Genomic DNA, 25,443 nt, shown 5'->3' with positions numbered 1-25,443 from the left:
CGCACGAGCAGCCATAATCAACCGATCAATCTGAACGTCCGAGGGGATGGGAAGAGTTGGCAGGCAGGCCGGGGCGCCGGGAACAGCCGCTCGATCCACAGGCGGGTCCGCTGGAACGCTTCGCGCTGGGGCTGCGCGCACTCCGTGACAGGGCCGGACTCACCTACACGGCGATGGCCGACGAGGCCCATTTCTCCCCCAGCACCCTGTCCCAGGCCGCCGCTGGGCAGCGGCTGCCCACCCGAGAGGTACTCCGTGCCTACGTCCGTGCCTGCGGCGGGGATCCGCATGCGTGGGACGAGCGCTGGGAGCAGGTACGGCGCGGACTGTACGGGCCTGAGGTGCAAGAGAACGCCGTCCACGCCGTCCACGCCGTCCCGTACGACTTCGGTCAGGTGGAAGCCACCAGTTTCGTGGGCCGTGAGCCCGAGCTGGCCGCCGGCGGTGCCCTGTTGGAGCAATGCCGGCTGGTCACGCTGGTCGGGACCGGCGGTGTGGGCAAGACGCGGCTGGCCAAGCGCATCGTCCGTGAGGTGGCTGATCGATTCGCGGACGGCACGTACTGTGCGGAGCTGGCCGATCTCGGCAGCGACCACGCCGTCGCCGAGGCGGTCGCCTCCGCCGTCGGCGTGCTTGCCGGGTCGAGGCAGGACCCGTTGTCCGCACTGGCCGGGGCGTTACGGGGACGTAGCGTCCTCATCCTGCTCGACAACTGTGAGCATGTATTGGACGGATGCGTGCGTACCGTCCGGGACTTGCTCGCGCTCTTGCCGGACCTACGCGTCCTCGCCACCAGCCGGCAGCCCCTCGACATCGGTGCCGAGCACGTGCTGCAGGTGAGACCCCTGGGTCTGCCTGCCCTGGTGAAGGGGGGCCCGCACGAGACGGCCGCCGTGGACGAGGGGGCCGTGACCTCGCCGGCCGTGACCCTCTTCGTGGACCGCGCCGAGGCTGCCGTCCCGGGTTTCCGGGGCAGCGAGGCGAACGGGCACACCGTTGCTCGTGTGTGCCAGAGGCTGGACGGCCTGCCCCTCGCCCTGGAGATCGCCGCACGACGGCTGCGCACCCTGACCGTCGACGAACTTCTGGAACGACTCGACCACCGGTTCCGCCTGCTCGGCCCGGGCTGCGGCGACCGCGCCGCACACCCTCGCCACCAGGCGCTGCGCGCGCTCTTCGACTGGAGCTACGAGCTGTGCACCGAGGCCGAGCGAACGGCCTGGCAGCAGCTGTCGCTGTGCTCCGGCGGTGTGCTGCTCACCGATGCCGAGCAACTCTGCGGACGCGTCGACGATGGCGGGGGCCCCGACGACTCCGCACCTGACGACGCTTTCGACGCCCTGGCCGGGCTCGTGGACAAGTCACTCCTCACCAGCGTCGAAACAGGCGGCCGCACCCGCCTGTACATGCTCGAAACCGTTCGTGCGTACGGGCAGGAACGCCTGGTGGAGAGCGGCCGAGCGCAGCTCGCTCTGCGGCGCCATCGTGCGTGGTATCTCGGTCTTGCCGCACAGGCGGGAGCCGCTTACGGCTCCTTCGAACAGGCCGAGTGGCTGCGCCGCCTGCGCCCCGAGCACCCCAACCTGCGGCAGATCGTCACCGCACCGCCACCGGCCGGTGAGCCCGCGGAGGCCGTGCTGCGCGCGTCCCTCGGCTTCTGGCTGCACTGTCTGACGTCGGCCAATGTGGGAGAGGGCGCACACTGGATGCGGAAGATCCTCGAACGGCATCCCCGACCGCCCTCCCCCGAGGCCACCGCCACCTGGTGCCGAGCCGCATGGGTCGCCGGCTTCTTGCTGCTCCTCCACGGAGATCACGACAGCACCCACGAGGTGATCCGCCGCAGCGAACAAGTCCTCGGCGACATGCCCACCGCGTCCGGCCCGGCGAACTCCCCTGCGCAGCGGGAGACCAGGGCCGAACTCACCGCCGCGTTCCTGCAGTTGCGGAGCCTCGCGGCACTGGTCACCGGGGACACGGAGACCGCGGCACGGCACGCGGACTCCTCCCTGGCGGCCGGGCACTGGTCCGCCCCGCTGCTGACACGACAGCAGTGCATCGCCCAACTCGGCTTCGCCGCCGTTCTCCAGGGCGACCGCACTCGCTCCACCACCCTGCTCGAACAAGCACTGGCGCTGTCCGAGGCCCAGGGAAACGCCTGGCACGCGTGCTACCTGCTGTGGGCCCTCGCCGTCGACCACGGCGAAGCCGGGCAACCGGAGATCGCCCTGCAACTCCTCCACCGTGCGCTCCAGCACACCAGGAAGATCGACGAACACCTGGGAGAAGCGACGCTCAGCGAGACCCTGGCCTGGGTACTCTCCTCCCACGGCGACGCACGCTCGGCGGCGGTCCTGCTGGGAGCGGTGGACCGCGTGTGGCACCCGTCCGGCACTCCTCGGCTCTTCGGTTTCGCCCTCTTGACCGCCCACCGGGAACGCGGGCTCGAAAATGCCCGCAGGTCACTAGGCGAGATCGAGTACACGCGTGCGTACCAGGAAGGCCAGAGCCTCGGTCTTCGCCGTGCGCTGGAGAGGACGATCCGGGACAACGCCTACGTGCTTCCGGGAGCTGATCCGGGCTGAGGCATCCGGGCCGACACGGCATCCGCGCAGGTGAGGGCTGTGTCTTGCGAGGCGCCGCTCAGGGACGCGGTGTCGGCCCGCCGAGGTGTGCTAAGGTTTCGGAGTTGCAGTTGTGGTACCCATGAACCTATGTGCGCCTGACAGGAATGTTTTCCCTTCAGGCGCATTATTTGTTTTACCGGCGTCTCCGGATGGGGCCTCTGCCTACAGAACGGAGAAGGTCATGGCACAGGGAACCGTGAAGTGGTTCAACGCCGAAAAGGGTTTCGGCTTCATCGCGCAGGACGGCGGCGGCCCCGACGTCTTCGCCCACTACTCGAACATCGCGACCCAGGGCTTCCGTGAGCTCCAGGAGGGCCAGCGGGTCTCCTTCGACGTCACGCAGGGCCAGAAGGGCCCGCAGGCGGAGAACATCGTCCCCGCCTGACAGCCGGACGCGTATCCACTCACCGGGGTCCGCACCGTCACGGTGCGGACCTCGGTTTGTGCTGTTTCCAGGAAGGCAGATCACCGCATGTCCCGCAGGCCCCAGAAGTCGAACCGGCGCGCCTCGTCGTCCCCACCGTCCACGTCGTCGCCGAGGGAATTCCGGCTGCCGGAGAGCACGACACCCGCGCTTCCCCCCGTCGAGGACTTCGCCGGTATGGAGATGCCCGCGGGACTGCTCAAGACCCTCACCGCCCAGGGCGTCACCACCCCGTTTCCCATCCAGGCCGCCACGCTGCCCAACTCGCTCGCCGGCCGGGACCTGTTGGGACGGGGACGCACCGGCTCGGGCAAGACGCTCGCGTTCGGGCTGGCGCTGCTGGCCCGCACGGCCGGGCTGCGCGCTGAGCCCAAGGCGCCCCTCGCCCTCGTGCTGGTGCCCACCCGGGAACTCGCCCAGCAGGTGACGGACGCGCTGACCCCCTACGCGACGGCGGTGAACCTCAAGCTGGCCACCGTGGTCGGCGGACTGTCCATCGCCAAGCAGGCCGGTGCGCTGCGGCGCGGCGCCGAGGTGCTCGTGGCGACTCCGGGCCGGCTCAACGACCTGGTGGAGCAGGGGCACTGCGTGCTCGACGACGTTCGCATCACGGTGCTGGACGAAGCCGACCAGATGACCGACATGGGCTTCCTGCCGCAGATCACCAAGCTGATCCAGCGCGTACGGCCCGACGGGCAGCGGATGCTCTTCTCGGCCACCCTGGACCGCAACATCGACCGTCTGGTGCAGCGCTTCCTGACCGATCCCGTGGTGCACTCCGTGGACCCGTCCGCGGGAGCGGTGACCACCATGGAGCACCACGTGCTCCACGTCCTGGACGAGACCGACAAGAAGGCGGTCACCACGCGCATCGCCGCCCGTGACGGCCGGGTCATCCTCTTCCTGGACACCAAGAGGTCCGCCGACCGGCTCGCCAAGCGGCTCCTGGCCGTCGGTGTGCGCGCCGCGGCACTGCACGGAGGCCGCTCCCAGCCGCAGCGCAATCGCACCCTGGAACAGTTCAAGAACGGCCAGGTCACGGCGCTGGTGGCGACGAACGTCGCGGCCCGGGGCATACATGTCGACGACCTCGACCTCGTCGTGAACGTCGATCCCCCCACCGATCACAAGGACTACGTCCACCGGGGCGGCCGCACGGCCCGCGCCGGCGGCTCCGGCAGCGTGGTCACGCTGGTCCTGCCGGACCAGAAGCGGGACGTCACCCGGCTCATGTCGGACGCGGGCATCCGCCCCCGGACGGCCCGCGTCACGTCGAGCGATCCGGCGCTGGCCACCCTCACCGGTGCCCGCGAGCCCTCCGGCGTGCCCGTCGTCATCGAGCTCCCCCGGCCGGCGACACCGAGCGCGTCCGGCCCGGACCGGAAGACCGACGCCAAGCCCGGCCGGCGGTCCGGCCGCCGGCGCCGCAGCGGCGACGGCCCCGCGGCGGCGGGTGCTGCCACCCAGGCGGGTAGTGCCACCCAGGCGGGAAGCCGGGGCTCCGACCGCCGGGGCTCCGCCGGGACGGCGGCGCCCGGTGGCGCTTCCGCGGGCGGCGGGCGCGGTTCCGCCCGCCGGGCGGGAGCCGCCAGTGCCTCGGGCGGTGCCGGCGGCACGGGCGGCCGCGGTGCCGACCGCCGGGCCGCGTCCGGTGCGGCGAGCGGCGCCGCGGCCGACAAGAACGCCCGCGGATCCCGCCGGCGCGCGACGTCCGGCGGAGCCACCGGCGGCGCCGGGGCCACCGGCGGCCGTACCTCCGACCGCCGGGGCGGCCGCCGCACCTCGGCCGGCCAGTAGCACCTCACCCGCCGGGTGGGGTGCCGGGCACCCCGCGCCCGGTCGGTGCCCCTGCGCCCGGTCGGTGCCCCTGCGCCGGTCGGTCACCCGGGCACCGGCCCGCGCCGGTCGGCCGGACGCCGGCCGGGCCGTTCAGTTCACCGAGCAGGGCGCCCCGTTCAGCGTGAAGTCGTACGGCGCACGGTTCCCGCCCTGCCAGGAGGCGATGAAGCCGAAGGACAGGGTGCCGTGTGCGGCGACGGTGCTGTCGTAGTCGGCGGCGGTGGCGGTGACGCGGGAGCCGTTCTGATGGGCGGTGGCGTCCCACATCCGGCCGACCTGCTGGCCGTCGCGGAAGGACCAGGACATGCTCCAGCCGGTGAGGGCCTTGGCGGTGGTGGCGGTGACGGTGGCCTGGAAGCCGTCGGGCCACTGGTCCACCAGGTCGTAGGTGACGTGGCAGGCGGGCTCTTCGGTGCCCGCGGGGCCGCCCGGGCCACCGGGGCGCGGGGCGGCGGAGGTACTGCCCTGCGGCTCGGGGTCGGGGCGCCCGCGGCCCGCTTCCGTCGTCCGGGCCGCTCCCGCCGTCCGGGCGGCTCCCGTCTTCGGGACGGGGGCGGAGGGGGTGGGCGAGGGCGAACGGGTCACCGCCGGGCGGGTCGTGGCGGTGCCCGGGACGTCCGGGTCGGCGACCGGCCGGCTGTCGTCGCGGGCTGCGGCGGTATCGCCGCCGGAGCCGCCGAACGGCATCAGCGACACGCCGAGCGCCAGCGCCGACAGCAGTACGGCGGCCGCGAGCAGACCGTGCCGCAGCGCCTTGCCGCGGCCCGTGCCCTCCTCGGGCTCGCCGGGGCCGGTGGCGCCGGGGCGGCCCGCGCCGAGCCGGACCTCGGCGGCGCGGCGGCGGCGTTCCAGATAGGCGAGACCGCCCCAGCCGATCACCCCGCCCGCCAGCGCGGCGGGCAGTCCGCCGCCGTGCAGGCGCAGACAGGCGCCGGCCTCGGCGCACCGCGCACAGGTCGCGAGGTGCCGGGAGAGGTCGTCGGGGGTCTCGGCGGCGGGCGAGCGGGTGACCGCGTCCAGCAGGCGGGCGTAGGAGCGGCACTCCGCGTCCATCGGACTGTCGAGGTGGGCGCGGTGACAGCGGTCGCGGAACAGGGTGCGGACCGCGTCGAGTTCGTCGCCTGCGGTGGCCGGGTCCAGACCGAGCCGCCGGGCGACGGTGCGCAGGGGCAGCGACTCCACCTCGGCCAGCCACAGCAGCGAGGCGTCGGCCTCCTGCAGGTCCCGCAGGCCCCGCAGCGCGACCGGCCGCTGCAGCGGCGGTCCGGAAAAGCGGGCGGCCTTCCCGGAGTTGAGCCACAGCCGGAGGTCGGGGTCGAGCCGGTCCCCGTGCCCGTCGGCCTCCCAGGCGGCAGCGGTGTCGCGTACGGCGGTGAGCAGCGCCGGGACGGCCGGCAGCCGTACGGCGCGCCGCCCCGCCCCGCGCACCGGGGCGGCGGCCCGCAGCTCGCGCATGCCGAGCGTGAACGCCTCGGTCGCCAGCTGATGGGCCGTCAGGGACCCGGCGGTGCACAGGTCCGCGTACGAGAGCACCGCGTCCCAGCACTCCGAGAACAGCTCGGTCTCGGTGGCGTCCTGGGGGGTCGGCAGGTCGGGCATGGGACTCCTGCATCCACGTGCGAGGTCAACTCATCATAGAGAGACGGGAGTTGCATGGAACCCCGCGGCAGGACACCGAGCCTTTCACGTCGCCGACACAACTGACAAGCGGCCTGTTCGCATCCGGTCACCGAACGTGTCGGGGCGGATGCGCGCCGCTGCGAGCCCACAACTCCGCCCTTCGATACGGACGCGGGGGCGGTCCGTCTCACCGCCCCCGGCGGTCCGGTGCGCGCCGCCCGATGCGCGCACTCAGGCCTCGGCCGGTTCCTCCGCGGCTTCGCCCGCCGGTTCGGCCGCGGGGAGGCTGTCCATGAAGGAGCTGACGGAGAAGACCGCGCGGCCGGGCCCGGGCGGGCCGTAGCCGGGCGGGGAGGACAGGCCGAAGTCGTCCATGGTGGCGCGGTAGGCCTCCAGCAGCCGGATGTGGTACTCCAGCGGCGCGCCCTGCGGGTTGGCCTTGCCCAGCGGGGTGGTGGGCTCCGGGCACCAGGTGGTGAAGCGGGGCGTGATGCCGTGCGACATGAAGAAGCGCAGCCCCTCCGTGGTGGAGGCGATGGCCTCGTCCACGGTGGTGAAGCCGAACGGCTCCGCCATCTCCACGCCGGCCACGAAGTTCGGGATCACGTTGCGCGCGCCGAACACGTCGGCGGAGTCCAGGATCCGCTTGTGCCACTCGTCCCGGCCGACGTAGCGCTCCTTGCCGGGGCAGTACAGCTCGAACAGCCGCCGGTCCCACACCTCGAAGTTGGGGTGGTAGATCTGCACGCCGTAGTCCTTGAACCGCTGCACGTCCGCCTTGGACAGCGCCTGCGCCACGACCTTGCCGATCCAGCGGCCCGGGAAGCGCTCCTCGATGGCCTTGGCGTACAGGCCGTAGAAGTCGGCCTCGTCCCGTCCGGCGACCGTCTTGGTGATCGCTCCGCCGGTCAGCGTGTACGCGGTGGACGCCTTCTGGGTGTCGTACCGGTCGATGATCTCCAGGGCTTCGAGGACCTCCTCGACGTCCTTGACCCCTGTGTACGGCCGGCCGGCGGCCTTGTGCTGGCGCCAGTTGTGGTTGATGTCGCAGTACTGGCACTCCTCCTTGGCGCCGAAGTACTGGCAGACCCGGAAGACGGTCAGGTAGATCAGGTAGCCCCACTGGATGGTGGGGGCCACCTCCATCACGGACTTCCCGTTGGAGAGGGTGTGCCGGTAGTACTCCGGCATGGGCGGCACTCCGACGTCGGCGATGCGCCGGCCGTCCAGGTAGAGACCGAGCCGCCCCTCCTCGTCGGCGGCGACCCGGTACGGCGAGGCGGGGTTCACCCGTACGGAGACCACCGTGCGGCGCAGGTCGTACGGGCCGCCCGTGAGGATGATCTCCTCCGGGGGCCGGCGCAGCGCGGCCTCGCCCAGCTCGGGCAGGGTGCCGTGGTCGAAGGAGAAGATGAAGTACGACTTCGGCTTGACGTCGCCGTCCTCGTTGTCACTGAGGGCGGAGCGGTCGAAGGCGACACCGCCCCGGAGCAGGTCCTCCTTGAAAACGGCTTCCCGTGGCACATGCGGGAACCGCTCCATCAGATCCTCGACCAGCGCGGTGCGACTGCCCATCCGTCTTTCTCCTCCCGGCTCAGGCGTTCGCCTCTCACCGTATGCCCCCGCCTCCGGCTCAGCCGTGCCGGGTCCCCGCGCGGCGCGCGAGGTGGTCCGGTACGGCGATGCCGGGCGGCAGCGCCGGGTCGGGCCGCGGGGCGCCCCAGGCCGTGGTGAGCGGCAGGACGCCCGCCCACAGGCCGAGGGCCGCATCGGGGCCGTCGCCGTCGTCCGGGGCGCCGGCGCGGATCTTCACGGAGGCCTCTTCGAGGGAGAGGGCGAGGAGGGTGGTGGCGGCCAGCTCCTTGCGGTTCGGGCGGCGGGCGTACGACCACTGGCCCGGCGCGGAGTGCTCGGTGAGCAGGCGCAGACCCTCCAGCTTCTCCTCGGGGTCGGTGACCTTGCGGGCCGTGCCGTGGATCATGGCGCTGCGGTAGTTCACACCGTGCTCGAAGACGGACCGGGCGACGACGAGCCCGTCGACGTGCGTGACGGTCACGCACACCGGTACGTCCGGGGCGAGACTGCGGCTGGCCACGGAGCCGTGCAGGTACAGCCACCGGTCGTCCCGGCCGTACACCGTGGGCACGACGACCGGGCGCCCCTCGGTCACCACGCCCAGATGGCAGACGAACCCGGCGTCGAGGATCGCCTCCAGCTCCGACCGGTCCAGGCTGCCCTGCTCGCGCAGACGGCGGTGGCGGGTGCGGTCGGTGACCGGGAGGCGAGCGGAAAGCGGTTCCGTGGTCATGGGCCGTAACGATATGCGATATCACCAGATCATCGCTAGAGAATTTGCGAATATCGCATCAGTGCGCCGCATGAACGACGAAATCCGCAGAGTGCCCTTACAGCGCCTCACTCCGGTGAGAAGGTCGCCGGACACGCACTCTCCGGGAGGACCGCACGGATGACAGAGGCAGCGCAGACCGCGGGACCAGTCACCAACTGGGCGCGCACCATCACCTACACCGCCAAGGAGTTCCACCGGCCGCGCACGCTCGACGCGCTCAGGGCACTGGTCTCGGCCGGGGCGCGGGTGCGGGTGCTGGGCAGCGGGCACTCCTTCAACCGGATCGCCGACCCGGGCGCGGACGGCGTCCTGGTCTCCACCGCCGCTCTGCCGCCGGTGCTCGAGGTGGACACGGCGGCGCGCACGGTACGGGTGTCGGGCGGGGTCCGCTACGCCGAACTGGCCGACGCGGTGCACGCGCACGGCCTCGCCCTGCCCAACATGGCGTCGCTGCCGCACATCTCGGTGGCCGGGTCGGTGGCGACCGGCACCCACGGCTCGGGCGTCGGCAACGCGCCGCTGGCATCGGCCGTCCGGGAGGTGGAGCTGGTCGTCGCGGACGGTTCGACGGTGACGATCACCCGGGGTGACGCGCGCTTCGACGGCGCCGTGACCTCGCTGGGCGCGCTCGGCGTCGTCACCGCGCTCACCCTGGACCTGGAGCCGGCCTACCGGGTGGAACAGCACCTGTTCACCGAACTCCCGCTGTACGGGCTGGACTTCGACGCCGTGATGGCCGCCGGGTACAGCGTCAGTCTGTTCACCGACTGGCGGGAGCCGGGCTTCCGGCAGGTGTGGGTCAAGCGGCGCACCGACCGGCCGGCGCTGCGTTTCCCATGGGCGGCGCCCGCGACGGGGCCGCTGCACCCGGTGCCGGGCATGCCGGCGACCTACTGCACCGAGCAGCAGGGCGTGCCCGGGCCGTGGCACGAGCGGCTGCCGCACTTCCGGGCGGAGTTCACGCCGAGCAGCGGGGAGGAGATCCAGTCGGAGTATCTGCTGCCGCGGTCGACCGCGGTCGATGCACTGTATGCAATCGACGGTATCCGGTCGACGGTCGCCGGTGTACTGCAGACCTGCGAGGTGCGGACGGTCGCCGCCGACGCGCAGTGGCTCAGCCCGGCGCACGGGCGGGACTCGGTCGCGCTGCACTTCACCTGGGTGCGGGACGAGGCGGCCGTACGGCCGGTGGTACGGCGGCTGGAGGAGGCGCTGGCGCCGTTCGAACCGCGCCCGCACTGGGGGAAGGTGTACGACATCCCGTCGACGGTCGTCCGTGGACGGTATGCACGCCTCGACGACTTCCGGACCCTCGCCCGCTCCCTCGACCCGGCCGGCATCTTCACCAACGCCTTCGTACGAAACCTGCTCGACGACTGACGGAGGCCTCCCGCTCTCGGACTCCCGCCGCTTCCTCCACCCCCTTTCCTAACCCCTTGTCGAAAGTCCCTCCCAGCCCCTAGCCTGGCGCCCGCGCCGGTGCTCGACGTGGCATCGGCCCGGCCTGGACGGGAGGGAGGGGCAGCCGCGTGAAGCGCACATCACGTGACATCCGCACCGCGAACCGCTACGAGGTGCTGCGCCAGATCATCGCCGAATCCCCGACGTCCCGGCAGGAGTTGGCCGCCGCCACCGGGCTGAGCCTGGCCACGGTCGCCACGCTCGTCGGCGAGCTGCTGGACCTGCGCATGATCACCGAGGTCGGGTTCGAGGACTCATCCGGCGGCCGGCCGCGCGGCCTGGTCGCCGTCAACGCGTCGGGCGGTGCGCTGATCGGCGTGGACATCGCCGAGACGTACGTCCACGTCGAACTGTTCGACCTTGCCCTGAACGTGCTGGCCCGCGCCGAGGAGGACATACGGCCGGGTGAGAGCCGCCCGGAGCGGGTGGTCGGCCATGTGGCCGCCGCCGTCGGCTCGGTCGTCGCCCAGGCCGGGGTCGAGGCGGCGCGCGTCCTCGGCGTCGGGGTGAGCGTGCCGGGCCAGGTGGACCGGGACACCGGCGTCGCCGTGTACGCCCCCAACTTCGACTGGCGCGACGTACCGCTGCTCGACCTGCTCGCCGAGCACATCACCTTCCCGCTGTACCTGGACAACCCGCTGCGCGCCTGCACGGTGGCCGAGCTGTGGTTCGGGGCGGCGCGGGGCCGCGGGGACGCCGTGGTGGTGAACCTCGGCACCGGGGTCGGCGCCGGGCTGGCCCTCGGCGGCGGGCTGCACCGGGGCGTGAGCAACAGTGCCGGCGAGTGGGGGCACACCACGCTCGTGCTCGACGGACGGCTGTGCCACTGCGGCGACCACGGCTGTGTCGAGACGTACGTCGGCGCCCCCGGCATCATGCAGAACCTGCGCGAACTGAGCCCTCGGTCCGCCCTGTTGCACCCCGAGGACCAGACCGCCACCATCGCCGCGCTGGCCCGTGCGGTCGCCGCGAACGACCCCGTCGCGGTCAAGGTCGTCCAGGACACCGCCCGTTACCTCGGCGCCGGTGTCTCCGATCTGATCAACCTCCTCAACCCCGAAGTGGTCGTGCTCAGCAGCTGGGTGGCCTCCCGGCTGGGCGAGCCGCTGCTGGACGAGGTCCGCCGGGCCGTCGCCCGGCACGCGCTGCGCCGGCCGCTGGCTGCCACCGAGATCGTCCTCTCCCCGATCCCCACCGACCCGGTGTCCCTCGGCGCGGCCACGTTCGCGCTGGAGGGCGCGCTGCAGTCCGTCGGGCTGCGGGGCTCGAAGCGTCCCTCGAAAGAAACGAACACGCAGGCGGGCACCGGCAACGGCATCACCGACGACACCATCAGGCGCACCACCCCCGCAAGGAGCCGTACCGCACCGCCTTCATGACGACGGAAGGGTTGCACGTGTCTCAGCCCCGCACCGCTCACCTCCGCGCAAGGTCCCTGCTGATGGCGGTCCCGGCCGCGCTGGCCGTCACCGCGGCCCTGCTCACCGCCCCGGCCGCGGGTGCCACCGACGCCCCGGCCGCCGCGGAGGTCTCCCCGCACGCCGCCCAGACGATCGACGACATCGGCGTCTCGGGCGCCTGGTGGGTCAACGACCTCCAGCACTTCGACCCCGCGGTCCAGGCCCGGGTCGCCCGGCTCCTCTTCTCCCCGCAGGGGCTGGACCTGAGCGCGTACCGCTACAACATCGGCGGCGGCGGTACCGCGGTCACCACCCCCGCACGCGCCGCCGAGGACTTCCTCGCACCCGACGGCTCCTACGACTGGAGCAGGGACGAGGGCGGCCGCACGTTCCTCACGTACGCCGCGCGGTACGGCGTCGAGGACCTGATCGGCTTCGTCAACAGCGCCCCCGCCCGGTGGACGACGAACGGCAAGAGCTGCGGCGGCCGGCTGAAGGCGGAGAACGAGGCCGACTTCGCCACGTACGTCGCGGACGTCACGGACCACTTCGCGCGCCAGGGCGTGAAGTTCGACTACATCAGCCCGTTCAACGAGCCGGACAACAGCTTCGCCGACTGCGGCCAGGAAGGCATGCCGGTCCCGGTCGAGCAGCGTGACGACATCGTGCGCGCGCTGGGCGCCGAGCAGCGGGCCCGGCACCTGAAGACCGGCATCATCGCGGACGAGTCGAGCCGGACGACGCAGTTCACCGGCGAAGTGCCGCAGTGGATCGCGCAGCCGGGCACCGCGCCGTACGTGTCCAAGCTGGCGCACCACACGTACGACAACCCCGACGACGGTCGGCTCGGCAACGTCTACGAGACGTCGAAGTCGGTCGGCAAGACGTCCTGGGCCACCGAGATCTGCTGCTTCGGCAAGGGCGGCACGGGCTGGAACCAGGAGTACGACCCGACCATCGACAACGCCCTGCTGATGTCGAGGATCGTCTACAAGGACTTCGCGACCTCGCACGACTCGGCGTTCCAGTGGTGGGTGGCGCTCGCCGGCGGCTACGGCGGCGACCCGGCCACGAAGAACGACGAGGGCTGGAACGACGGCCTGATCTACTACGACCCCGACTACGCGTCGAACGGCGACCAGAAGCTGTACTTCACCAAGCGGTACTACGCGCTGGGCCAGTACAGCAAGTTCGTCCGGCCCGGCGCGGTCGCGCACAACGTCACGGGGGCACCGGCGGGCGTGGAGGTGTCGGCGTACGACCGCGACGGCAGGTGGGTCGTCGTGGTCAACAACCACAACACCACGGGCACGGCCCTGAATCTGCACTTCAACAGCGCGACCCCGGTGCGGTCGGCACAGGCGGTACGGACCTCCGCCGACGAGGACTGGGCGAAGGTCGCCGAACCGTCGGTCAGCGGCGGATCCCTGTCCGCCACCCTCGCGCCCCGCTCGATCACGACGTACGTCCTCGACCAGAAGGGTCACGGCAGTTCGGCGCTGACCGGCGCGCTGGCGGGGCGGCAGTCGGGCAAGTGCCTGACCGCCGACGCCGCCGGGGCCGCGATCGCCTCCTGCACGGGCGCGCCGGGCCAGTCCTGGACGTACGACGCGCGGGGCACCCTGAAGGGCGTCAACGGCTATCTGACGGCCGGTGGTTCAGGGCCGGTGACCAGCGGCACGGCCACCGGTGACGGGACGCAGCGCTGGCTGCTCAACTCCGACGGGCAGATCGTGAACGAGGCGTCGGGCAAGTGCCTCGACGTCAGCGGACAGGGGACCGCCGACGGCAGCACGGTGATCCTGTACAGCTGCAACGGCGGTCCCAACGAGGCCTGGTCCAGGCAGTAGCGCACCCCGCCCCCGCACCGAGGGCCGCCGGGCACCTGAGCCGCAGCCGCATTCCGGCAGACAACGACGTCAGCATGCCGGCACCGAGCACCAGCAACGAGGAGACCGATGTCCTTGCGCACCCGCACCGCGACCGACTACGTCGAGGACGTCTCACCGGGCACCGGGGCACTGCCGCCCCGCGCCTGGTACGCGTCCTCGGACGCCGTGTCCCTGTCCCTGAACGGAAGCTGGCGCTTCCGGCTGTCGCCGACCGCCGACGCCGAGGACGACTCCTTCGCCACGGAGGGGTACGACGCCGGTGACTGGGCGCAGATCGCGGTCCCCGGCCACTGGGTCCTCCAGGGGCACGGCTCCCCGATCTACACCAACCACCTCTACCCGTTCCCGGTGGACCCGCCGCGGGTGCCCACCGAGAACCCGACCGGCGACCATCTGCGGGTCTTCGACCTGCCGCAGGACTGGCCCGAGCTCACCGAGGGCGGAGCCGTACTGCGCTTCGACGGGGTGGAGTCCTGCGCCCGCGTGTGGCTGAACGGCACGGACCTCGGCGAGTTCAAGGGCTCCCGGCTGCCGCACGAGTTCGCGGTCGGCCATCTGCTGAAGACTGTCGGCAATGTACTGGCGGTCCGGGTCCACCAGTGGTCGGCGGGCTCGTACCTGGAGGACCAGGACCAGTGGTGGCTGCCCGGGATCTTCCGGGACGTCACCCTGCTGCACCGCCCGGCGGGCAGCGCCCACGACTTCTTCGTGCACGCGTCCTACGACCACCTGGCCGGCACCGGCACCCTGCGGGTCGACTCCGGCGTGGACGGCCGGGTCACCGTCCCGGACCTCGGCATCGACATGGCGACCGGCGACAGCGTGACCGTGCCCGTCGAACCGTGGTCGGCGGAGACACCGCGGCTGTACACGGGCGAGCTGGCCACCGAGGGCGAGCGGGTGCCGCTGCGCGTCGGTTTCCGTACCGTGGAGCAGGCCGACGGCCTGATCAAGGTCAACGGCACGCCCGTGCTCTTCCGGGGCGTCAACCGGCACGAATGGCACCCGGAGAAGGGACGCGCCCTCGACCTCGCCACCATGCGCGAGGACGTGCTGCTGATGAAGCGGCACAACATCAACGCCGTCCGCACCTCGCACTATCCGCCGCACCCCGCCTTCCTCGACCTGTGCGACGCGTACGGGCTGTGGGTGATCGACGAGTGCGACCTGGAGACCCACGGGTTCACCGAGCAGGCCTGGCGGGACAACCCCGTCGACGACGACCGCTGGACCCCGGCCCTGCTGGACCGGGCGGCCCGCACCGTCGAGCGGGACAAGAACCATCCCTCGGTGGTGATCTGGTCCCTCGGCAACGAGGCCGGCACCGGACGCGGTCTGACCGCGATGGCCGAGTGGATCCACGGCCGTGACCCCTCCCGGCCGGTGCACTACGAGGGCGACCTCACCTGCCGCGACACGGACGTGTACTCACGGATGTACGCCGACCACGCCGAGGTCGAGCGGATCGGCCAGGGCCTGGACGGCGGGCCCGGGAAACGCCGTGAACTCCCCTTCATCCTCTGCGAGTACGGTCACGCCATGGGCAACGGCCCCGGCGGACTCGCCGACTACCAGCGGCTGTTCGAGACGTACGACCGGCTGCAGGGCGGATTCGTCTGGGAGTGGATCGACCACGGCATCGCGCATCCGGAACTGGGCTACGCCTACGGCGGCGACTTCGGCGAGGAGCTGCACGACGGCAACTTCGTCTGCGACGGCCTGCTCTTCCCGGACCGGCGGCCCTCTCCCGGCCTGGTCGAGTACAAGAAGGTCATCGAGCCGGTCGGCATCGCGGGCGACGGCACGGACGGCACGGTCCGCGTCACCAACAAGTACGACTTCGCCGACCTGTCGGCGCTGGACTTCGTCTGGTCGTACCAGGTCGACGGGGAGACCGTGGACTCCGGCACCCTGGCGGTGCCCGCGCTGGCGCCCGGCGAGTCCGCCGACGTCAAACTGCCCGCACCGCCCGCCGGCGCGCCGGCCGGCGAGGCCCACTGGACGGTCCGGGCCGTGCCGGCCGCGGACACCTCGTGGGCGCCGAAGGACCACGTCGTCGCCTGGGGCCAGGTCCGGGTGTCCGAGCGCCGGGTGCCGTCGCTCGCGGCGACCGCCCGGCCGGAGCCCGGCGACGGCGTGATCAGGCTCGGGCCGGGCACCTTCGACGCCCGCACCGGCGCCCTGACGTCCGTCGGTTCCGTGGGCGTGTCGGGTCTGCGCCTCGACGTGTGGCGGGCCACCACCGACAACGACGACGGCGCCGCCTGGCAGTCCGACCTCCGCTACGGCCTGCTGTGGCGCAAGCTGGGCCTGCACCGGATGCGGCACCGGCTGGACGCGGTCGAGGTCGGCGAGGACGCGCTGACCGTCCGCACCCGGGTGGCGCCGGCCGCGCGGGACATGGGGTTGTCGACGGTATACCGCTGGACGTCGGACGGCGACCGTCTGCGGTTGACCGTATGCACCATCCCGGACGGTGACTGGAGCGTCCCCCTCCCCCGGCTCGGCATCCGCTTCGGACTGTCGGCCGCCGACCGTGTGCAGTGGTACGGCGGCGGGCCCGGTGAGGCGTATCCGGACACCAGGATGGCGTCTGCGATCGGCCGTTGGCAGTCGACCGTGGACGGTATGCAGACGCCGTACGTCCGTCCCCAGGAGAACGGCGCCCGCATCGACGTCCGCTGGGCCGAGCTCGGCGGTCTGCGGATCGAGGGCGACCCGGCGTTCTTCCTCACGGCCCGTCGCTGGACCACCGAGCAGCTGGACGCGGCCACCCACCGCACGGATCTGGTGCCCGGCGCCGCGTCCGGCAGCGGGTCCGCCGCGGGGGTCTGGGTCAACCTCGACCACGGCCAGCACGGCATCGGCTCCCAGTCCTGCGGCCCGGCCCCGCTGCCGCAGTACCACCTGCGGGCCGAGCCCGCGGAGTTCTCCTTCGTCTTCTCGCGGACCGGCTGACCGACCGGCACACTCCTGGCGCACCCCGCGGCCGGCCGGCTCTCCACCCGGCCGGCCTTGGACGCGCCGTGCGCAGGCTGTCGCCCTCGTCGGCGCCGGCGACGGGGCACCGGCGCCGGAGGTCAGGCCGTGCGGATCGGGGTGAGCAGGGCCGCGAGGGCGATGAGGACGCACGCGCCCCCCGCGGTCAGGGCTGCCGGTGTGGTGCCCCACTGTTCGGCGGCCCAGGTGAGGAGAGCGGCGCCGACGGGGGCCGCGGAGTACTGCAGGGTCCAGTAGGCGGAGGTGACCCTGCCGAGCAGGCGCTCGGGGGTGACCTCCTGGCGCAGGGACATCGAGCACGTGCCCGCGATGCCGGCGCCGGCCAGGAAGGCGGCGCTGAGCACGGCGACCCCGGACACCGTGCGGACCGGGCCCAGGGCGGCGCAGACCAGTCCGCACAGTGCGATCGCGCCGATCCAGGTGGGTCCGAAGCCGAGCAGGCGGCGGACGCGGGCGACGAGCAGGGAACCGGCGATAGTGCCGACCGCGCCTGCCGCCATGACGGTGCCCACGGTGCCGTCGTCGTGGCCGAGATCGTGCTTGAGGTGGTAGATGACCAGGTCGGTCAGGCCGAGGGTAAGGAAGCTGAAGCCGAACAGCAGCACGGTGAGCGCGCGCAGCAGCGGGTGCCGGCGCAGGAACGAGATCCCGGTGCGCAGGTCCTCGCGGACGGTGCGACCACCCGGGGCGGGTGTGTCGTCGCCGGTCCGCGCGCCCAGTCGTACTCCTCGCAGACAGAGGGCGGAGACCGCGAAGCTGGCCGCGTCGACGGCGATGGCCGTGGCAGGACCGGTCCGGGCGGCGACCAGGCCCGCGCACAGCGGTCCGAGCACGCCGGCCGCCGCCGCGGTGGCGTTCAGCAGGCCGTTGGCCTCGGTGAGACGGGCGGTGCCGACGAGGCCGCGGACGACGGTGACGTAACCGACCGCGAAGAACATGCCGACGGCCTCGCAGACGGGCAGCACCGCGTACAGCAGCCAGATGTGGGGGTCGAACGCCCACACGAGCGGGATCAGGCCGTAGAGCGCCATGCGGACGAGGTCGCAGCCGATGAGGAGCCGGCGCCGGTCCACCCGGTCCACCACGGTGCCGGCGAAGACCGCGGCGAGGACGGCGGCGGCCCCGCCCACTGCGGTCAGCAACCCCATGCGGGCCACCGACCCGGTGGTCTCCAGGACCAGCAGGGGCAGGGCGATCAGGGCGAAGGAGTCGCCGAGCACGGAGAGGGTCTGCGCGACCCAGAAGACGGTGAAGTCTCCTTGCCGCCAAAGGGGTTGGGATCCGTCACGGTCAGACGCGTTCGCCGGTCTGCCCGTTCCTCGCTTCACTCGCTTCTCTCGTTTCACCGTTCCCCCCTTCGCAGCGTCCGGCCACCTTAAGCCGCCGGGCCCGGCCGGGAGGACGCCGCTTCCGTTGCCCGTCCCTTCGGGCGACGGATCGTCAGTTTCCCGATTCCTGGTGTACCTAGGCTGTAACCTAGGATGACTAGGAAACTGAGGGAAGGGCAGACGCCATGGCCAGAGCGGGCCTCACCGCCGACCGCGTCGTCGCGGCCGCCGCCGAACTCGCCGACGAGGCCGGGTTCGAGAACGTCACCCTGTCCGCGCTGGCCCGCCGCTTCGGCGTGAAGGACGCGAGCCTGTACTCGCACGTCCGGGGCCTGGACGACCTGCGCTCCCGGCTGGCGCTGCGCGCGGGCGGTGAGCTGATCGACCGGATCGCGGTGGCCGTGGCGGGCCGCGCGGGCAAGGACGCGCTGGCCGCCTTCGCCGACGCCTACCGCGCCTACTCCCTAGAGCACCCCGGCCGGTACGCCGCCACCCAGATCCGCATCGACCAGTCCCTGATCGCCGACTCCCCGGCGCTGCGCCGCACCGCCGAGATCACCTACGGGATGCTGCGCGGTTACGGCCTCGGAGAACCGGACCTGACGGACGCCGTGCGCCTGCTGCGCAGCACCTTCCACGGCTACTGCGTCCTGGAGTCCGCCGGCGGCTTCGGCGCGGACCGGGACGTACGGGCGTCCTGGGAGAAGGCGATCGACGCCCTGCACCTGACCCTCGTCCACTGGCCGCGCGAGACGACCGGAGAAGACCGACGATGACCGAACCGCCCTTCCACGACATCACCGGCAGCGGCCCCGTGCTGCTGATCGTCCCGGGCGGTGCCGGGCACCCCATGGGGCTCGGGCCGCTGACCGAGCGGCTGGCGTCGGGCTTCACCGTGGTGACGTACGACCCGCTCGGCCTCGCCCACGGCCGGCTCGGGAAACCGGTGCCCGAGCAGCGCGTGGCCGACTGGAGCGACGGGGCGCACCGGGTGCTGGAGGCGGTGCTGCCCGCCGGCGAGTCCGCGTACGTGTTCGGGACCAGTTCCGGCGGTATCGCGGCCTTGGAGCTGCTCGCCCGGCATCCGGAGCGGCTGGCCCATGTGGTCGCGCACGAGCCGCCGTGCGTGACACTGCTGCCGGACGGCGCAGAGCGGCGGGCCGAGCTGATCGACCACCTGGACGGGCCCGAACGGCCGCCCGCTCAGGGTGAGTCGGCCACCCCGATGGGGGTCTTTCTGGCCCGTGTGCTGCGCCCGTTCAGCGCCCATGTGCCCGCCTTCACCGCGGACCCCGGCCGGCTGAGCCTCGTGGCCGGCTCCGACTCGCGGGGTCAACTCCTCCACCGGACGACGGAAGTCCTCGCCGAACGGCTGGGCGGCGCGTTCGCGGAGTTCCCGGGCGGGCATCTGGGCACACTGGATCACCCGGTGGAGTTCGCCGACCTGCTCGCCGAGACGCTGCGCTCCAGCGCGCGGACCTCGGCGTAGGAGGGGGTCGTACCGGCGGGGGCGCGTCCCTCGGCGATGTCGGCCACCGCGTCCAGTGCCGCGCCGAGCGCCCGCCGGTACAGCAGTGAACCGAGACTGACCCGGCGGACGCCGAGGTCGGCGAGCTGGCGGACGGTCGGCCCGGCAGGCGAGTAGAGGATGTTGAGCGGCGCCCCGAGGTGACGTACGAGGGCGGCGATCCGGTCCGGGTCGGTCAGCCCGGGCACGAACAGCCCGTCGGCACCGGCCTGCTGGTAGACGTCGAGCCGCCGCCGAGTCTCCCGTTCGTCTCCGTCGCCCGACCAGTAGGTGTCGGTTCGGGCGTTGACGAACAACTCCGGTACGGCCGCCTTCACGGCGGAGATCTTCGCGGCGTGCCGGTCGCTCGGCCCCAGACCGTCCTCGAGATTGATGCCGGCCACCCCCACGGCCCACAACTGCCGTGCCAGCTCGGCCGCGTCGTCCGGATCCTCACTGAAGCCGGCCTCTGCGTCGACCGAGAGGAGGTACGGCTCCGAGCCGAGCGCCGTCGCGAGGTCCAGCGTGCGCTCGCGGGTCGCCGCCTCCCCGTCGGGCAGGCCGACCGCCGCCGCCACGGCGAGGCTCGTCGTGCCGATCGCGGGAAAGCCCCGGGCGGCGAGGGCGGCGGCCGAGGCGTGGTCCCAGGCGTTGGGCAACAGCAGGGGCTCGCCCGGGCGGTGGTGGAGTCCGGCGAAGGACGTCACGGTGGGGTCTGCGGTCATACGGTCAGGCTAGGCACGGGACTGTTCGGCGCCGACCTAACCATGCCGGCCGTATACCGGCTACCGGCTACCGGCTACCGGCTACCGGCTACCGGCTACGACAGGATGACCACGGGATACAGCCTGCCGGCGAGTGAAGATCGCATACAGGCTCCGGACCACCGGCGACCGCATCCTGCATACCGACTACGGTCGGCCGAAGCCCCCCCCTCGGGCGTCCCACTACCCCTCACGCTCCCCCGCACTCCGCTCCACACAGAACTCGTTGCCCTCGGGATCGGCGAGGACCGCCCACCCCGTGCCGTCGGCCTTCCGCCGGTCGTCGACCAGGGTGGCGCCCAGCCCGAGCAGGCGCTCGACCTCAGCGTCCCGGCCGTGGTCCTGCGGCTGGAGATCGAGGTGGAGGCGGTTCTTGACGGACTTGGCGTCCGGCACGGTGACGAAGAGCAGACCCGCGCCCTCGATCAGCGCCATCTCGTCACCCGGATGATCGTCCTCGTGCAGGGGTTCGCCCAGCACCCTCGACCAGAAGGTACCGAGGGCGTAGGCGTCGGCGCAGTCGATCGTCACATGGCGGATCCGGGAGGTCATGCCGGGATTCTCACGGACAGCCGCGCCGCACGGCAACGTGCGTCGCAACCATTTCCGGCCTACGCCCATCTCCTCCCCCCTCCCGTCGCCTCCCCTCCTTCGCCAAGGCAAGCTCACCGGACCGTCACCGACCACCCCGCGTCCGCTGATCGCCCGTCCGGCTCCGTGAACCGGATAGCGCGGGCCGCGCCGGACGCCCAGCCGACGCTCAGCTCGTAGCCGTCGCGCATCCGCACGTCCACCAGGTCCGTGAGGGGGCGGGGATCCGGTTCACCGGTCAGTCGGGCGAGCGCCACGAACAGGGTGGCCTCGGCCGTGCCCGTCTGCCCGGCCAGGTCTTCCGACAGGCCGGAGACGGGGGTGAGTTCGCACCGGAGCCCGGCGAGCCCGTCCCGCACCGCGGCCCAGCCCGTGATCCGCACCGGGGTCCCGGGCGGGGCACCGGCGACGAGGTGGGCCCGCACCTCCACCGCGCCCTCGGCGAGCACGAGGCTGGTCACGGTGATGCCTTCGCGCACGGCGTGCCGGGAGGCGATCCAGCCCTCGCCGGTGCCCAGCGGTTCGATCCCGGTACGGCTCGGGTCGCCGTCGACGATCACGCTGTTGTCGTACGTCGCCGTGGGCACGGTGGCCGTGGAGTAGGCGAGGCGCGTGTAGTAGGGGTCGTAGCGGGCGTCCTCGCTGCCGTGGTTGTGCAGCCGGACCAGTCCGTCGGAACGGGTGGACTGCAGCAGCCAGTTGGGGACGGGTACGGGCCGTACCACGTCGGCGCGTTCGGCCGGGCCGGGTTGCTCCGGGGCCGTCCACACCTCGTGCTCGGCGGGCAGCAGCAGGCCGAGGAAACCCTTGCTCGCCCAGTACGGGGAGGCCGGGCCCGAGTAGTTCTGGACGACCGACTCGTCGGGGCCGAGCCAGCCGAGCGGGAGCAGGCCCCGTCGGTCGACCGCGCCGCCGTCGAGGAAGTACCGGAGCGCACCGGAGGCCAGGCGCCGGGTCTCCCCCGGGGGCAGCGGCGTGTGCCCGGTGAGGGCGCCGAGCCAGAGCGGGGCCGCGGTCGCGAAGCGGTAGGTCAGGGAGCGGCCCTGGTGCAGCGGGGCGCCGTCGGCGCCGAACAGGTGGGCGTAGTCGACGAGATGGGAGTGGAGCCGGCCGCCGTAGAGGTCGAGGAGGTCCTGGTCGCCGGACAGCCAGGCGTGCAGCACCGGGTAGAGGTGCATGGCCCAGCCGTTGTAGTAGTCGAATTTGCGGCCGTCGCCGTCGGTGTACCAGCCGTGGCCGAGGTACCAGCCCTCGATCCGTTCCAGGCCGTGGTCGACGGCCTTGCGCGCCGCGTCCGTGCGGTAGCCGATGTCCTGCAGGAATCCGCCGACGGTGACGGGGAAGAGTTCCCAGTTGCACGGCCATGCCTCGGCGGTGAGTGCGTCCGCCAGCCAGGCCGCCGTCCGCTCGCGTACCGGGTCGTCCAGACGGTCCCACAGCAGCGGCCGGGTCAGCCGGAGGGCGAGCGCGATCGAGGCGGCCTCGACGAGCGGCTGACCGCGGTGTCCGATGTGCGGCCAGACGCCGCCGGGGCCGGTCGCGAGGCCGTCGGCGTACCGGCCGAGGGCGGTCTCGTCGCGGCGGAAGGCGGCGAGCAGCAGGGTGCGGGCGTATCCCTCCAGGCCGTCGGAGAGGTGGCCGGAGTGGCTCACGTGGTCGCCGGGGAGGTGGTAGAGGGCGCGGTCGGGGGTGGCGTAGGGCTCCACGGCGGCCAGCAGGGCGTCGGCGGCGGCTTCCCAGTGGGCGCGGGTGTAGCCGGTCAGGGGGCTGGAGTCGCGGTCGTCGGGGGGCAGTTGGATCACGGCGGTGGCTGTCCTTCCTGGCGGTGCCCGGGGCGCCCCGGTTCCGGTGGGGGCGACAAGGGCTCGTCCCGTCCGCACGATGCCTTCGGGAACCGGATGCTGGGTGAGGAGCGGTCGCGGACCAGGCGCGCCGCGCAGGCGGTCGCGCCGTGTGCCATCTCATCGGCGTCCGGCCGGGGACATGGCGTTTCCCAGGCTCAGTCCGGCTTCGGCCGGGACCGCAAGCGCTGCATCTGGGCGTGGCTGAGGTCGTGTGCCCGTCGCATGTGCCGGGTGATCACCTCGAGTTCGTCCTCGGTGTGATCGTCGAGGAGGGCCTGCCAGGTCTGGCCGAGGTCGTCCCATACCGCGGTGACCCGGGCGATGCGCTCCGGCACCGGACTGACCAGCACGCGACGGCGGTCCTGCGGGTCGGGGGCGCGGAGCACGTAGCCGCCGCGTTCGAGCCGGTCGACCAGGCGTGTGGCCGAGCCGGTGGTCAGGCCCGTCATGTCGGCGATCTGCTTGACCGTGAGGGGCCCGGGCTCTGCGGTCAGCAGGCTCAGACACTGCACGTCGGTGGGGTGCAGTCCGAGATGGTCGGCGATGGCCTGGTTGAACAGCACGTAGGCCGCCAGGTAGCGGCGGGACTCCTTCGACAACTCCTCGTACAGCCGGGCCCGACGTGAGTCTGTCATCTGGATCACACTCCCAATCGCTGCGCGACGCAGCAATCTTCCCTAGTCTTCTGCGTGGCGCAGTTAATGCGTCACGCAGCAATACTACCAAGGGGAGAATCATGCTCACCGTCGCCGTCACCGGAGCCACCGGAGCCCAGGGCGGAGCCACCGCCCGCGCCCTGCTGGCAGCTGGACACCGGGTGCGCGCACTCACCCGCCGTCCCGACTCGCCCGCGGCCCACACATTGCGCGGCCTCGGTGCCGAGGTGCGCCATGCCGACTTCGACGACCGCCCGTCGCTGGAGACCGCCCTCACCGGAGCGGACTCCCTCTTCGCGGTCACCACCCCGTTCGGCACCGACACCGCGACCGAAGTCCGGCAGGGCAAGGCCCTGGTCGATGCCGCGGCAGAGGCCGGCCTCGGACACATCGTGTTCACGTCCGCCGCCCACGCCGACCGGCGCACGGGCGTCCCGCATTACGAGAGCAAGCGCCTGATCGAACGGCACCTGCGTGCAGCCGGGGTGCCCTGGACAGTGATCGCCCCGGCGGCGTTCATGGACAACTACGCCGACGGCTGGACCCTCGACGGGCTGCGCGACGGCACCTTCGCCTGGCCCATGCCCGTCGACCGGCCCCTCACGCTCATCCCCGCCGCCGACATCGGCGCGTTCGCCGCGCTGTCCCTCCAGCGCCGTGACGACTTCGCCGGCCACCGCATCGACATCGCCTCCGACGAGTGCACCCCCGGCCAGATGGCGGAGATCCTGGAGACCGTCATCGGCCTCCCGGTCGCCCATCAGGAAGTACCCCTGGCCTACGTCCGGACCCGATCGGCCGACCTGGCAGACATGTTCGAGTACTTCACCACCGTCGGCCTCGACGTCGACGTCACCGGGCTACGACGTGACCACCCCGATATCAGGTGGCACAGCTTCACCGACTGGGCCGTCGCCCAGGACTGGCCCGCCCTCCTGTCCCACACGCCCACGCCCCAGTGACATATACGCCGGCGGCTGTGGCCCGGGGCCGGCCACGTCCGCGGGTTTCCACCGGCAACGCCCCTCGCCTCGCGCACTTCGGCGCGCCGACACCGCCATGCCGGCGGCCACCGACTCACACCGTTGCCCGGTTGAGGCCGGACACACAGTAAACCAGCGAAGGAGCACGCTCATGAAACCGATCGGCTACTGGCTCAACCGCGCCGACAAGGCCCTCACCTGCTACATGAACGGCATGCTGGAGGAGTTCGGCCTCACCCGAATCGCCTGGCAGGTCCTTAACGTCATCCAGGACAGCCCCGAGGTCACCGACACCGAAGTCCTGTCGGCCCTCGCCGCCAATGCCGACATCGCCACGCCGGCCGGCGCCGTCGACACCGTTGTCGCCGACGGCTGGGCGGACCGCCCCGCACCGAACCGGCTCGCCCTCACGCCTGATGGCCGCCGGCGCCTCACCGACGTGGCCGCGCGCGTCGACGCGTTCCGCGAGCTGTCCATGACCGGGATCTCCGTGGACGAGTACCGCACAGCCGTCCGCGTCCTGGAACGCATGAGCCACAACCTTGACGTGGCGACGAGCGCCGAAACCCCTTGCCTAATGGTCAAGAATCGTTGACCATTGCTCGCATGGCTACCGATGATCTGCCCGAGACGTTTCACGTCACCACGGACGAACAGCTGCGCGCCGTCTCCAATCTCACGCGTCACCGGATCATGGCCGTGCTCCGCTTCGAGCCGGCGACGATCACGCAGATCGCCGAGCGGGTCGGCCTCGCGAAGGGGAGTTCCAGCTATCACGTGCGGCTGCTGGAGCGGGCCGGCCTGGTGAAGGTGGTGCGGACACGGAAAGTGCGGGGGGTCACCGAGCGGTACTACGCGATGGCCGCACGGTCGATCGAGCTGCCGGATCCCGGGGTGGGGCAGCCCGATGTCCTGATGCGGCATGCGGTGGCGGACCTGGAGGCATCGCCGGCGGATGGCGAGCGGTACGTACGGATGGCCCATCTGCGCCTCACCGACGAGCAGTTCGCGCAGCTCGGTGCCCGGTTGGAGGCACTGGCGGACGAGTACCGGGCGCTGTCCGATCCGTCGCTGCCGGACGTGTCGCTCGCCTTCGCACTGTTCAGGCCGGCGCCGCGCGAGCAGGCAGAGGGGGACTCCAAGTGACGCCTACCGAC

General features: G+C 72.2%; 20 protein-coding genes. 12 read left to right on the top strand and 8 right to left on the bottom strand.

Features of this window, described 5'->3' with window-relative positions; translation table 11 throughout:
- Window positions 1-56 precede the first annotated feature (56 nt).
- The 3 genes from AB0N17_RS27765 to AB0N17_RS27755 all read left to right on the top strand — a co-directional run bounded on the left by AB0N17_RS27765 (window position 57) and on the right by AB0N17_RS27755 (window position 4,848).
- The gene (locus AB0N17_RS27765) at window positions 57-2,585 is read left to right on the top strand and encodes a helix-turn-helix domain-containing protein (protein WP_366014239.1); all 2,529 of its coding nucleotides are present in this window, start codon (window positions 57-59) and stop codon (window positions 2,583-2,585) included.
- A 223-nt stretch (window positions 2,586-2,808) separates the two neighbouring features.
- Window positions 2,809-3,012: a cold-shock protein gene (locus AB0N17_RS27760; RefSeq protein ID WP_031161015.1), complete on the top strand. Its 204-nt coding sequence runs from the start codon at window positions 2,809-2,811 to the stop codon at window positions 3,010-3,012.
- Window positions 3,013-3,228: 216 nt separating this feature from the next.
- A complete protein-coding gene (locus AB0N17_RS27755) occupies window positions 3,229-4,848 on the top strand; it encodes a DEAD/DEAH box helicase (RefSeq protein WP_366014238.1) in 1,620 nt (539 codons plus the stop codon).
- A gap of 132 nt (window positions 4,849-4,980) precedes the next feature.
- Here AB0N17_RS27755 and AB0N17_RS27750 read toward each other — a convergent pair whose 3' ends face one another.
- The 3 genes from AB0N17_RS27750 to AB0N17_RS27740 form a co-directional block, all read right to left on the bottom strand.
- On the bottom strand, window positions 4,981-6,489 hold the full coding sequence (locus tag AB0N17_RS27750) for a cellulose binding domain-containing protein (RefSeq protein ID WP_366014237.1): 1,509 nt from the start codon (window positions 6,487-6,489) through the stop codon (window positions 4,981-4,983).
- A gap of 252 nt (window positions 6,490-6,741) precedes the next feature.
- Window positions 6,742-8,085, bottom strand: coding sequence for a radical SAM protein (locus AB0N17_RS27745; RefSeq protein WP_366014236.1), 1,344 nt, complete (start codon window positions 8,083-8,085; stop codon window positions 6,742-6,744).
- Window positions 8,086-8,143: 58 nt separating this feature from the next.
- Window positions 8,144-8,818 carry a pyridoxamine 5'-phosphate oxidase family protein gene (locus AB0N17_RS27740; RefSeq protein WP_366014235.1) on the bottom strand — a complete coding sequence of 225 codons (675 nt, stop codon included), beginning with the start codon at window positions 8,816-8,818 and terminating at the stop codon, window positions 8,144-8,146.
- Window positions 8,819-8,977: 159 nt separating this feature from the next.
- On the opposite strand from AB0N17_RS27740, the gene AB0N17_RS27735 reads away from it, so the two are divergent.
- The 4 genes from AB0N17_RS27735 to AB0N17_RS27720 all read left to right on the top strand — a co-directional run bounded on the left by AB0N17_RS27735 (window position 8,978) and on the right by AB0N17_RS27720 (window position 16,571).
- Entirely contained in the window at window positions 8,978-10,240 is a 1,263-nt protein-coding gene (locus AB0N17_RS27735; RefSeq protein ID WP_366014234.1) for an FAD-binding protein, read from the top strand.
- A 149-nt stretch (window positions 10,241-10,389) separates the two neighbouring features.
- Entirely contained in the window at window positions 10,390-11,700 is a 1,311-nt protein-coding gene (locus tag AB0N17_RS27730) for an ROK family transcriptional regulator (protein WP_366014233.1), read from the top strand.
- A 62-nt stretch (window positions 11,701-11,762) separates the two neighbouring features.
- On the top strand, window positions 11,763-13,571 hold the full coding sequence (locus AB0N17_RS27725; protein ID WP_366014232.1) for a glycoside hydrolase: 1,809 nt from the start codon (window positions 11,763-11,765) through the stop codon (window positions 13,569-13,571).
- A gap of 108 nt (window positions 13,572-13,679) precedes the next feature.
- On the top strand, window positions 13,680-16,571 hold the full coding sequence (locus AB0N17_RS27720) for a glycoside hydrolase family 2 TIM barrel-domain containing protein (RefSeq protein WP_366014231.1): 2,892 nt from the start codon (window positions 13,680-13,682) through the stop codon (window positions 16,569-16,571).
- A 122-nt stretch (window positions 16,572-16,693) separates the two neighbouring features.
- Here AB0N17_RS27720 and AB0N17_RS27715 read toward each other — a convergent pair whose 3' ends face one another.
- A complete protein-coding gene (locus AB0N17_RS27715; RefSeq protein ID WP_366014230.1) occupies window positions 16,694-17,941 on the bottom strand; it encodes an MFS transporter in 1,248 nt (415 codons plus the stop codon).
- Window positions 17,942-18,126: 185 nt separating this feature from the next.
- On the opposite strand from AB0N17_RS27715, the gene AB0N17_RS27710 reads away from it, so the two are divergent.
- Complete coding sequence (locus tag AB0N17_RS27710; protein ID WP_366014229.1) at window positions 18,127-18,717, top strand: TetR-like C-terminal domain-containing protein; 591 nt, start codon at window positions 18,127-18,129, stop codon at window positions 18,715-18,717.
- On the top strand, window positions 18,714-19,430 hold the full coding sequence (locus tag AB0N17_RS27705; protein ID WP_366014228.1) for an alpha/beta hydrolase: 717 nt from the start codon (window positions 18,714-18,716) through the stop codon (window positions 19,428-19,430). Before AB0N17_RS27710 ends, AB0N17_RS27705 begins: the two co-directional genes overlap by 4 nt.
- Here AB0N17_RS27705 and AB0N17_RS27700 read toward each other — a convergent pair.
- From AB0N17_RS27700 to AB0N17_RS27685, 4 genes are all read right to left on the bottom strand, one after another.
- Window positions 19,364-20,173 carry an isocitrate lyase/phosphoenolpyruvate mutase family protein gene (locus AB0N17_RS27700; protein ID WP_366014227.1) on the bottom strand — a complete coding sequence of 270 codons (810 nt, stop codon included), beginning with the start codon at window positions 20,171-20,173 and terminating at the stop codon, window positions 19,364-19,366. The genes AB0N17_RS27705 and AB0N17_RS27700 overlap by 67 nt on opposite strands.
- Window positions 20,174-20,395: 222 nt before the next feature.
- Window positions 20,396-20,764, bottom strand: coding sequence for a VOC family protein (locus tag AB0N17_RS27695; protein WP_366014226.1), 369 nt, complete (start codon window positions 20,762-20,764; stop codon window positions 20,396-20,398).
- A 113-nt stretch (window positions 20,765-20,877) separates the two neighbouring features.
- Window positions 20,878-22,602 carry a DUF2264 domain-containing protein gene (locus AB0N17_RS27690; protein ID WP_366014277.1) on the bottom strand — a complete coding sequence of 575 codons (1,725 nt, stop codon included), beginning with the start codon at window positions 22,600-22,602 and terminating at the stop codon, window positions 20,878-20,880.
- A gap of 200 nt (window positions 22,603-22,802) precedes the next feature.
- A complete protein-coding gene (locus AB0N17_RS27685) occupies window positions 22,803-23,282 on the bottom strand; it encodes a MarR family transcriptional regulator (protein ID WP_366014225.1) in 480 nt (159 codons plus the stop codon).
- Window positions 23,283-23,383: 101 nt separating this feature from the next.
- Here AB0N17_RS27685 and AB0N17_RS27680 point away from each other — a divergent pair, with 101 nt between their 5' ends.
- The 3 genes from AB0N17_RS27680 to AB0N17_RS27670 all read left to right on the top strand — a co-directional run bounded on the left by AB0N17_RS27680 (window position 23,384) and on the right by AB0N17_RS27670 (window position 25,432).
- Window positions 23,384-24,265 carry an NmrA/HSCARG family protein gene (locus AB0N17_RS27680; RefSeq protein ID WP_366014224.1) on the top strand — a complete coding sequence of 294 codons (882 nt, stop codon included), beginning with the start codon at window positions 23,384-23,386 and terminating at the stop codon, window positions 24,263-24,265.
- A gap of 172 nt (window positions 24,266-24,437) precedes the next feature.
- Window positions 24,438-24,881, top strand: a complete 444-nt coding sequence (locus AB0N17_RS27675) for a MarR family winged helix-turn-helix transcriptional regulator (RefSeq protein ID WP_366014223.1) — start codon at window positions 24,438-24,440, stop codon at window positions 24,879-24,881.
- Between the two features lie 11 nt (window positions 24,882-24,892).
- Complete coding sequence (locus AB0N17_RS27670; protein WP_366014222.1) at window positions 24,893-25,432, top strand: helix-turn-helix domain-containing protein; 540 nt, start codon at window positions 24,893-24,895, stop codon at window positions 25,430-25,432.
- Window positions 25,433-25,443 lie beyond the last annotated feature (11 nt).

Origin of the sequence: Streptomyces sp. NPDC051133, from assembly GCF_040682635.1 — a bacterium.
Lineage (GTDB): Bacteria > Actinomycetota > Actinomycetes > Streptomycetales > Streptomycetaceae > Streptomyces.
This window is presented reverse-complemented; position numbering and strand designations above follow the sequence as displayed.

Excerpts from the sequence above, each read along its gene's own strand:
- AB0N17_RS27760 (WP_031161015.1), top strand. The coding sequence starts at position 2,809 with ATGGCACAGGGAACCGTGAAGTGGTTCAACGCCGAAAAGGGTTTCGGC.
- AB0N17_RS27755 (WP_366014238.1), top strand. The coding sequence starts at position 3,229 with ATGGAGATGCCCGCGGGACTGCTCAAGACCCTCACCGCCCAGGGCGTC.
- AB0N17_RS27750 (WP_366014237.1), bottom strand. The coding sequence starts at position 6,489 with ATGCCCGACCTGCCGACCCCCCAGGACGCCACCGAGACCGAGCTGTTC.
- AB0N17_RS27745 (WP_366014236.1), bottom strand. The coding sequence starts at position 8,085 with ATGGGCAGTCGCACCGCGCTGGTCGAGGATCTGATGGAGCGGTTCCCG.
- AB0N17_RS27740 (WP_366014235.1), bottom strand. The coding sequence starts at position 8,818 with ATGACCACGGAACCGCTTTCCGCTCGCCTCCCGGTCACCGACCGCACC.
- AB0N17_RS27735 (WP_366014234.1), top strand. The coding sequence starts at position 8,978 with ATGACAGAGGCAGCGCAGACCGCGGGACCAGTCACCAACTGGGCGCGC.
- AB0N17_RS27725 (WP_366014232.1), top strand. The coding sequence starts at position 11,763 with ATGGCGGTCCCGGCCGCGCTGGCCGTCACCGCGGCCCTGCTCACCGCC.
- AB0N17_RS27720 (WP_366014231.1), top strand. The coding sequence starts at position 13,680 with ATGTCCTTGCGCACCCGCACCGCGACCGACTACGTCGAGGACGTCTCA.
- AB0N17_RS27710 (WP_366014229.1), top strand. The coding sequence starts at position 18,127 with ATGGCCAGAGCGGGCCTCACCGCCGACCGCGTCGTCGCGGCCGCCGCC.
- AB0N17_RS27705 (WP_366014228.1), top strand. The coding sequence starts at position 18,714 with ATGACCGAACCGCCCTTCCACGACATCACCGGCAGCGGCCCCGTGCTG.
- AB0N17_RS27700 (WP_366014227.1), bottom strand. The coding sequence starts at position 20,173 with ATGACCGCAGACCCCACCGTGACGTCCTTCGCCGGACTCCACCACCGC.
- AB0N17_RS27695 (WP_366014226.1), bottom strand. The coding sequence starts at position 20,764 with ATGACCTCCCGGATCCGCCATGTGACGATCGACTGCGCCGACGCCTAC.
- AB0N17_RS27685 (WP_366014225.1), bottom strand. The coding sequence starts at position 23,282 with ATGACAGACTCACGTCGGGCCCGGCTGTACGAGGAGTTGTCGAAGGAG.
- AB0N17_RS27680 (WP_366014224.1), top strand. The coding sequence starts at position 23,384 with ATGCTCACCGTCGCCGTCACCGGAGCCACCGGAGCCCAGGGCGGAGCC.
- AB0N17_RS27675 (WP_366014223.1), top strand. The coding sequence starts at position 24,438 with ATGAAACCGATCGGCTACTGGCTCAACCGCGCCGACAAGGCCCTCACC.
- AB0N17_RS27670 (WP_366014222.1), top strand. The coding sequence starts at position 24,893 with ATGGCTACCGATGATCTGCCCGAGACGTTTCACGTCACCACGGACGAA.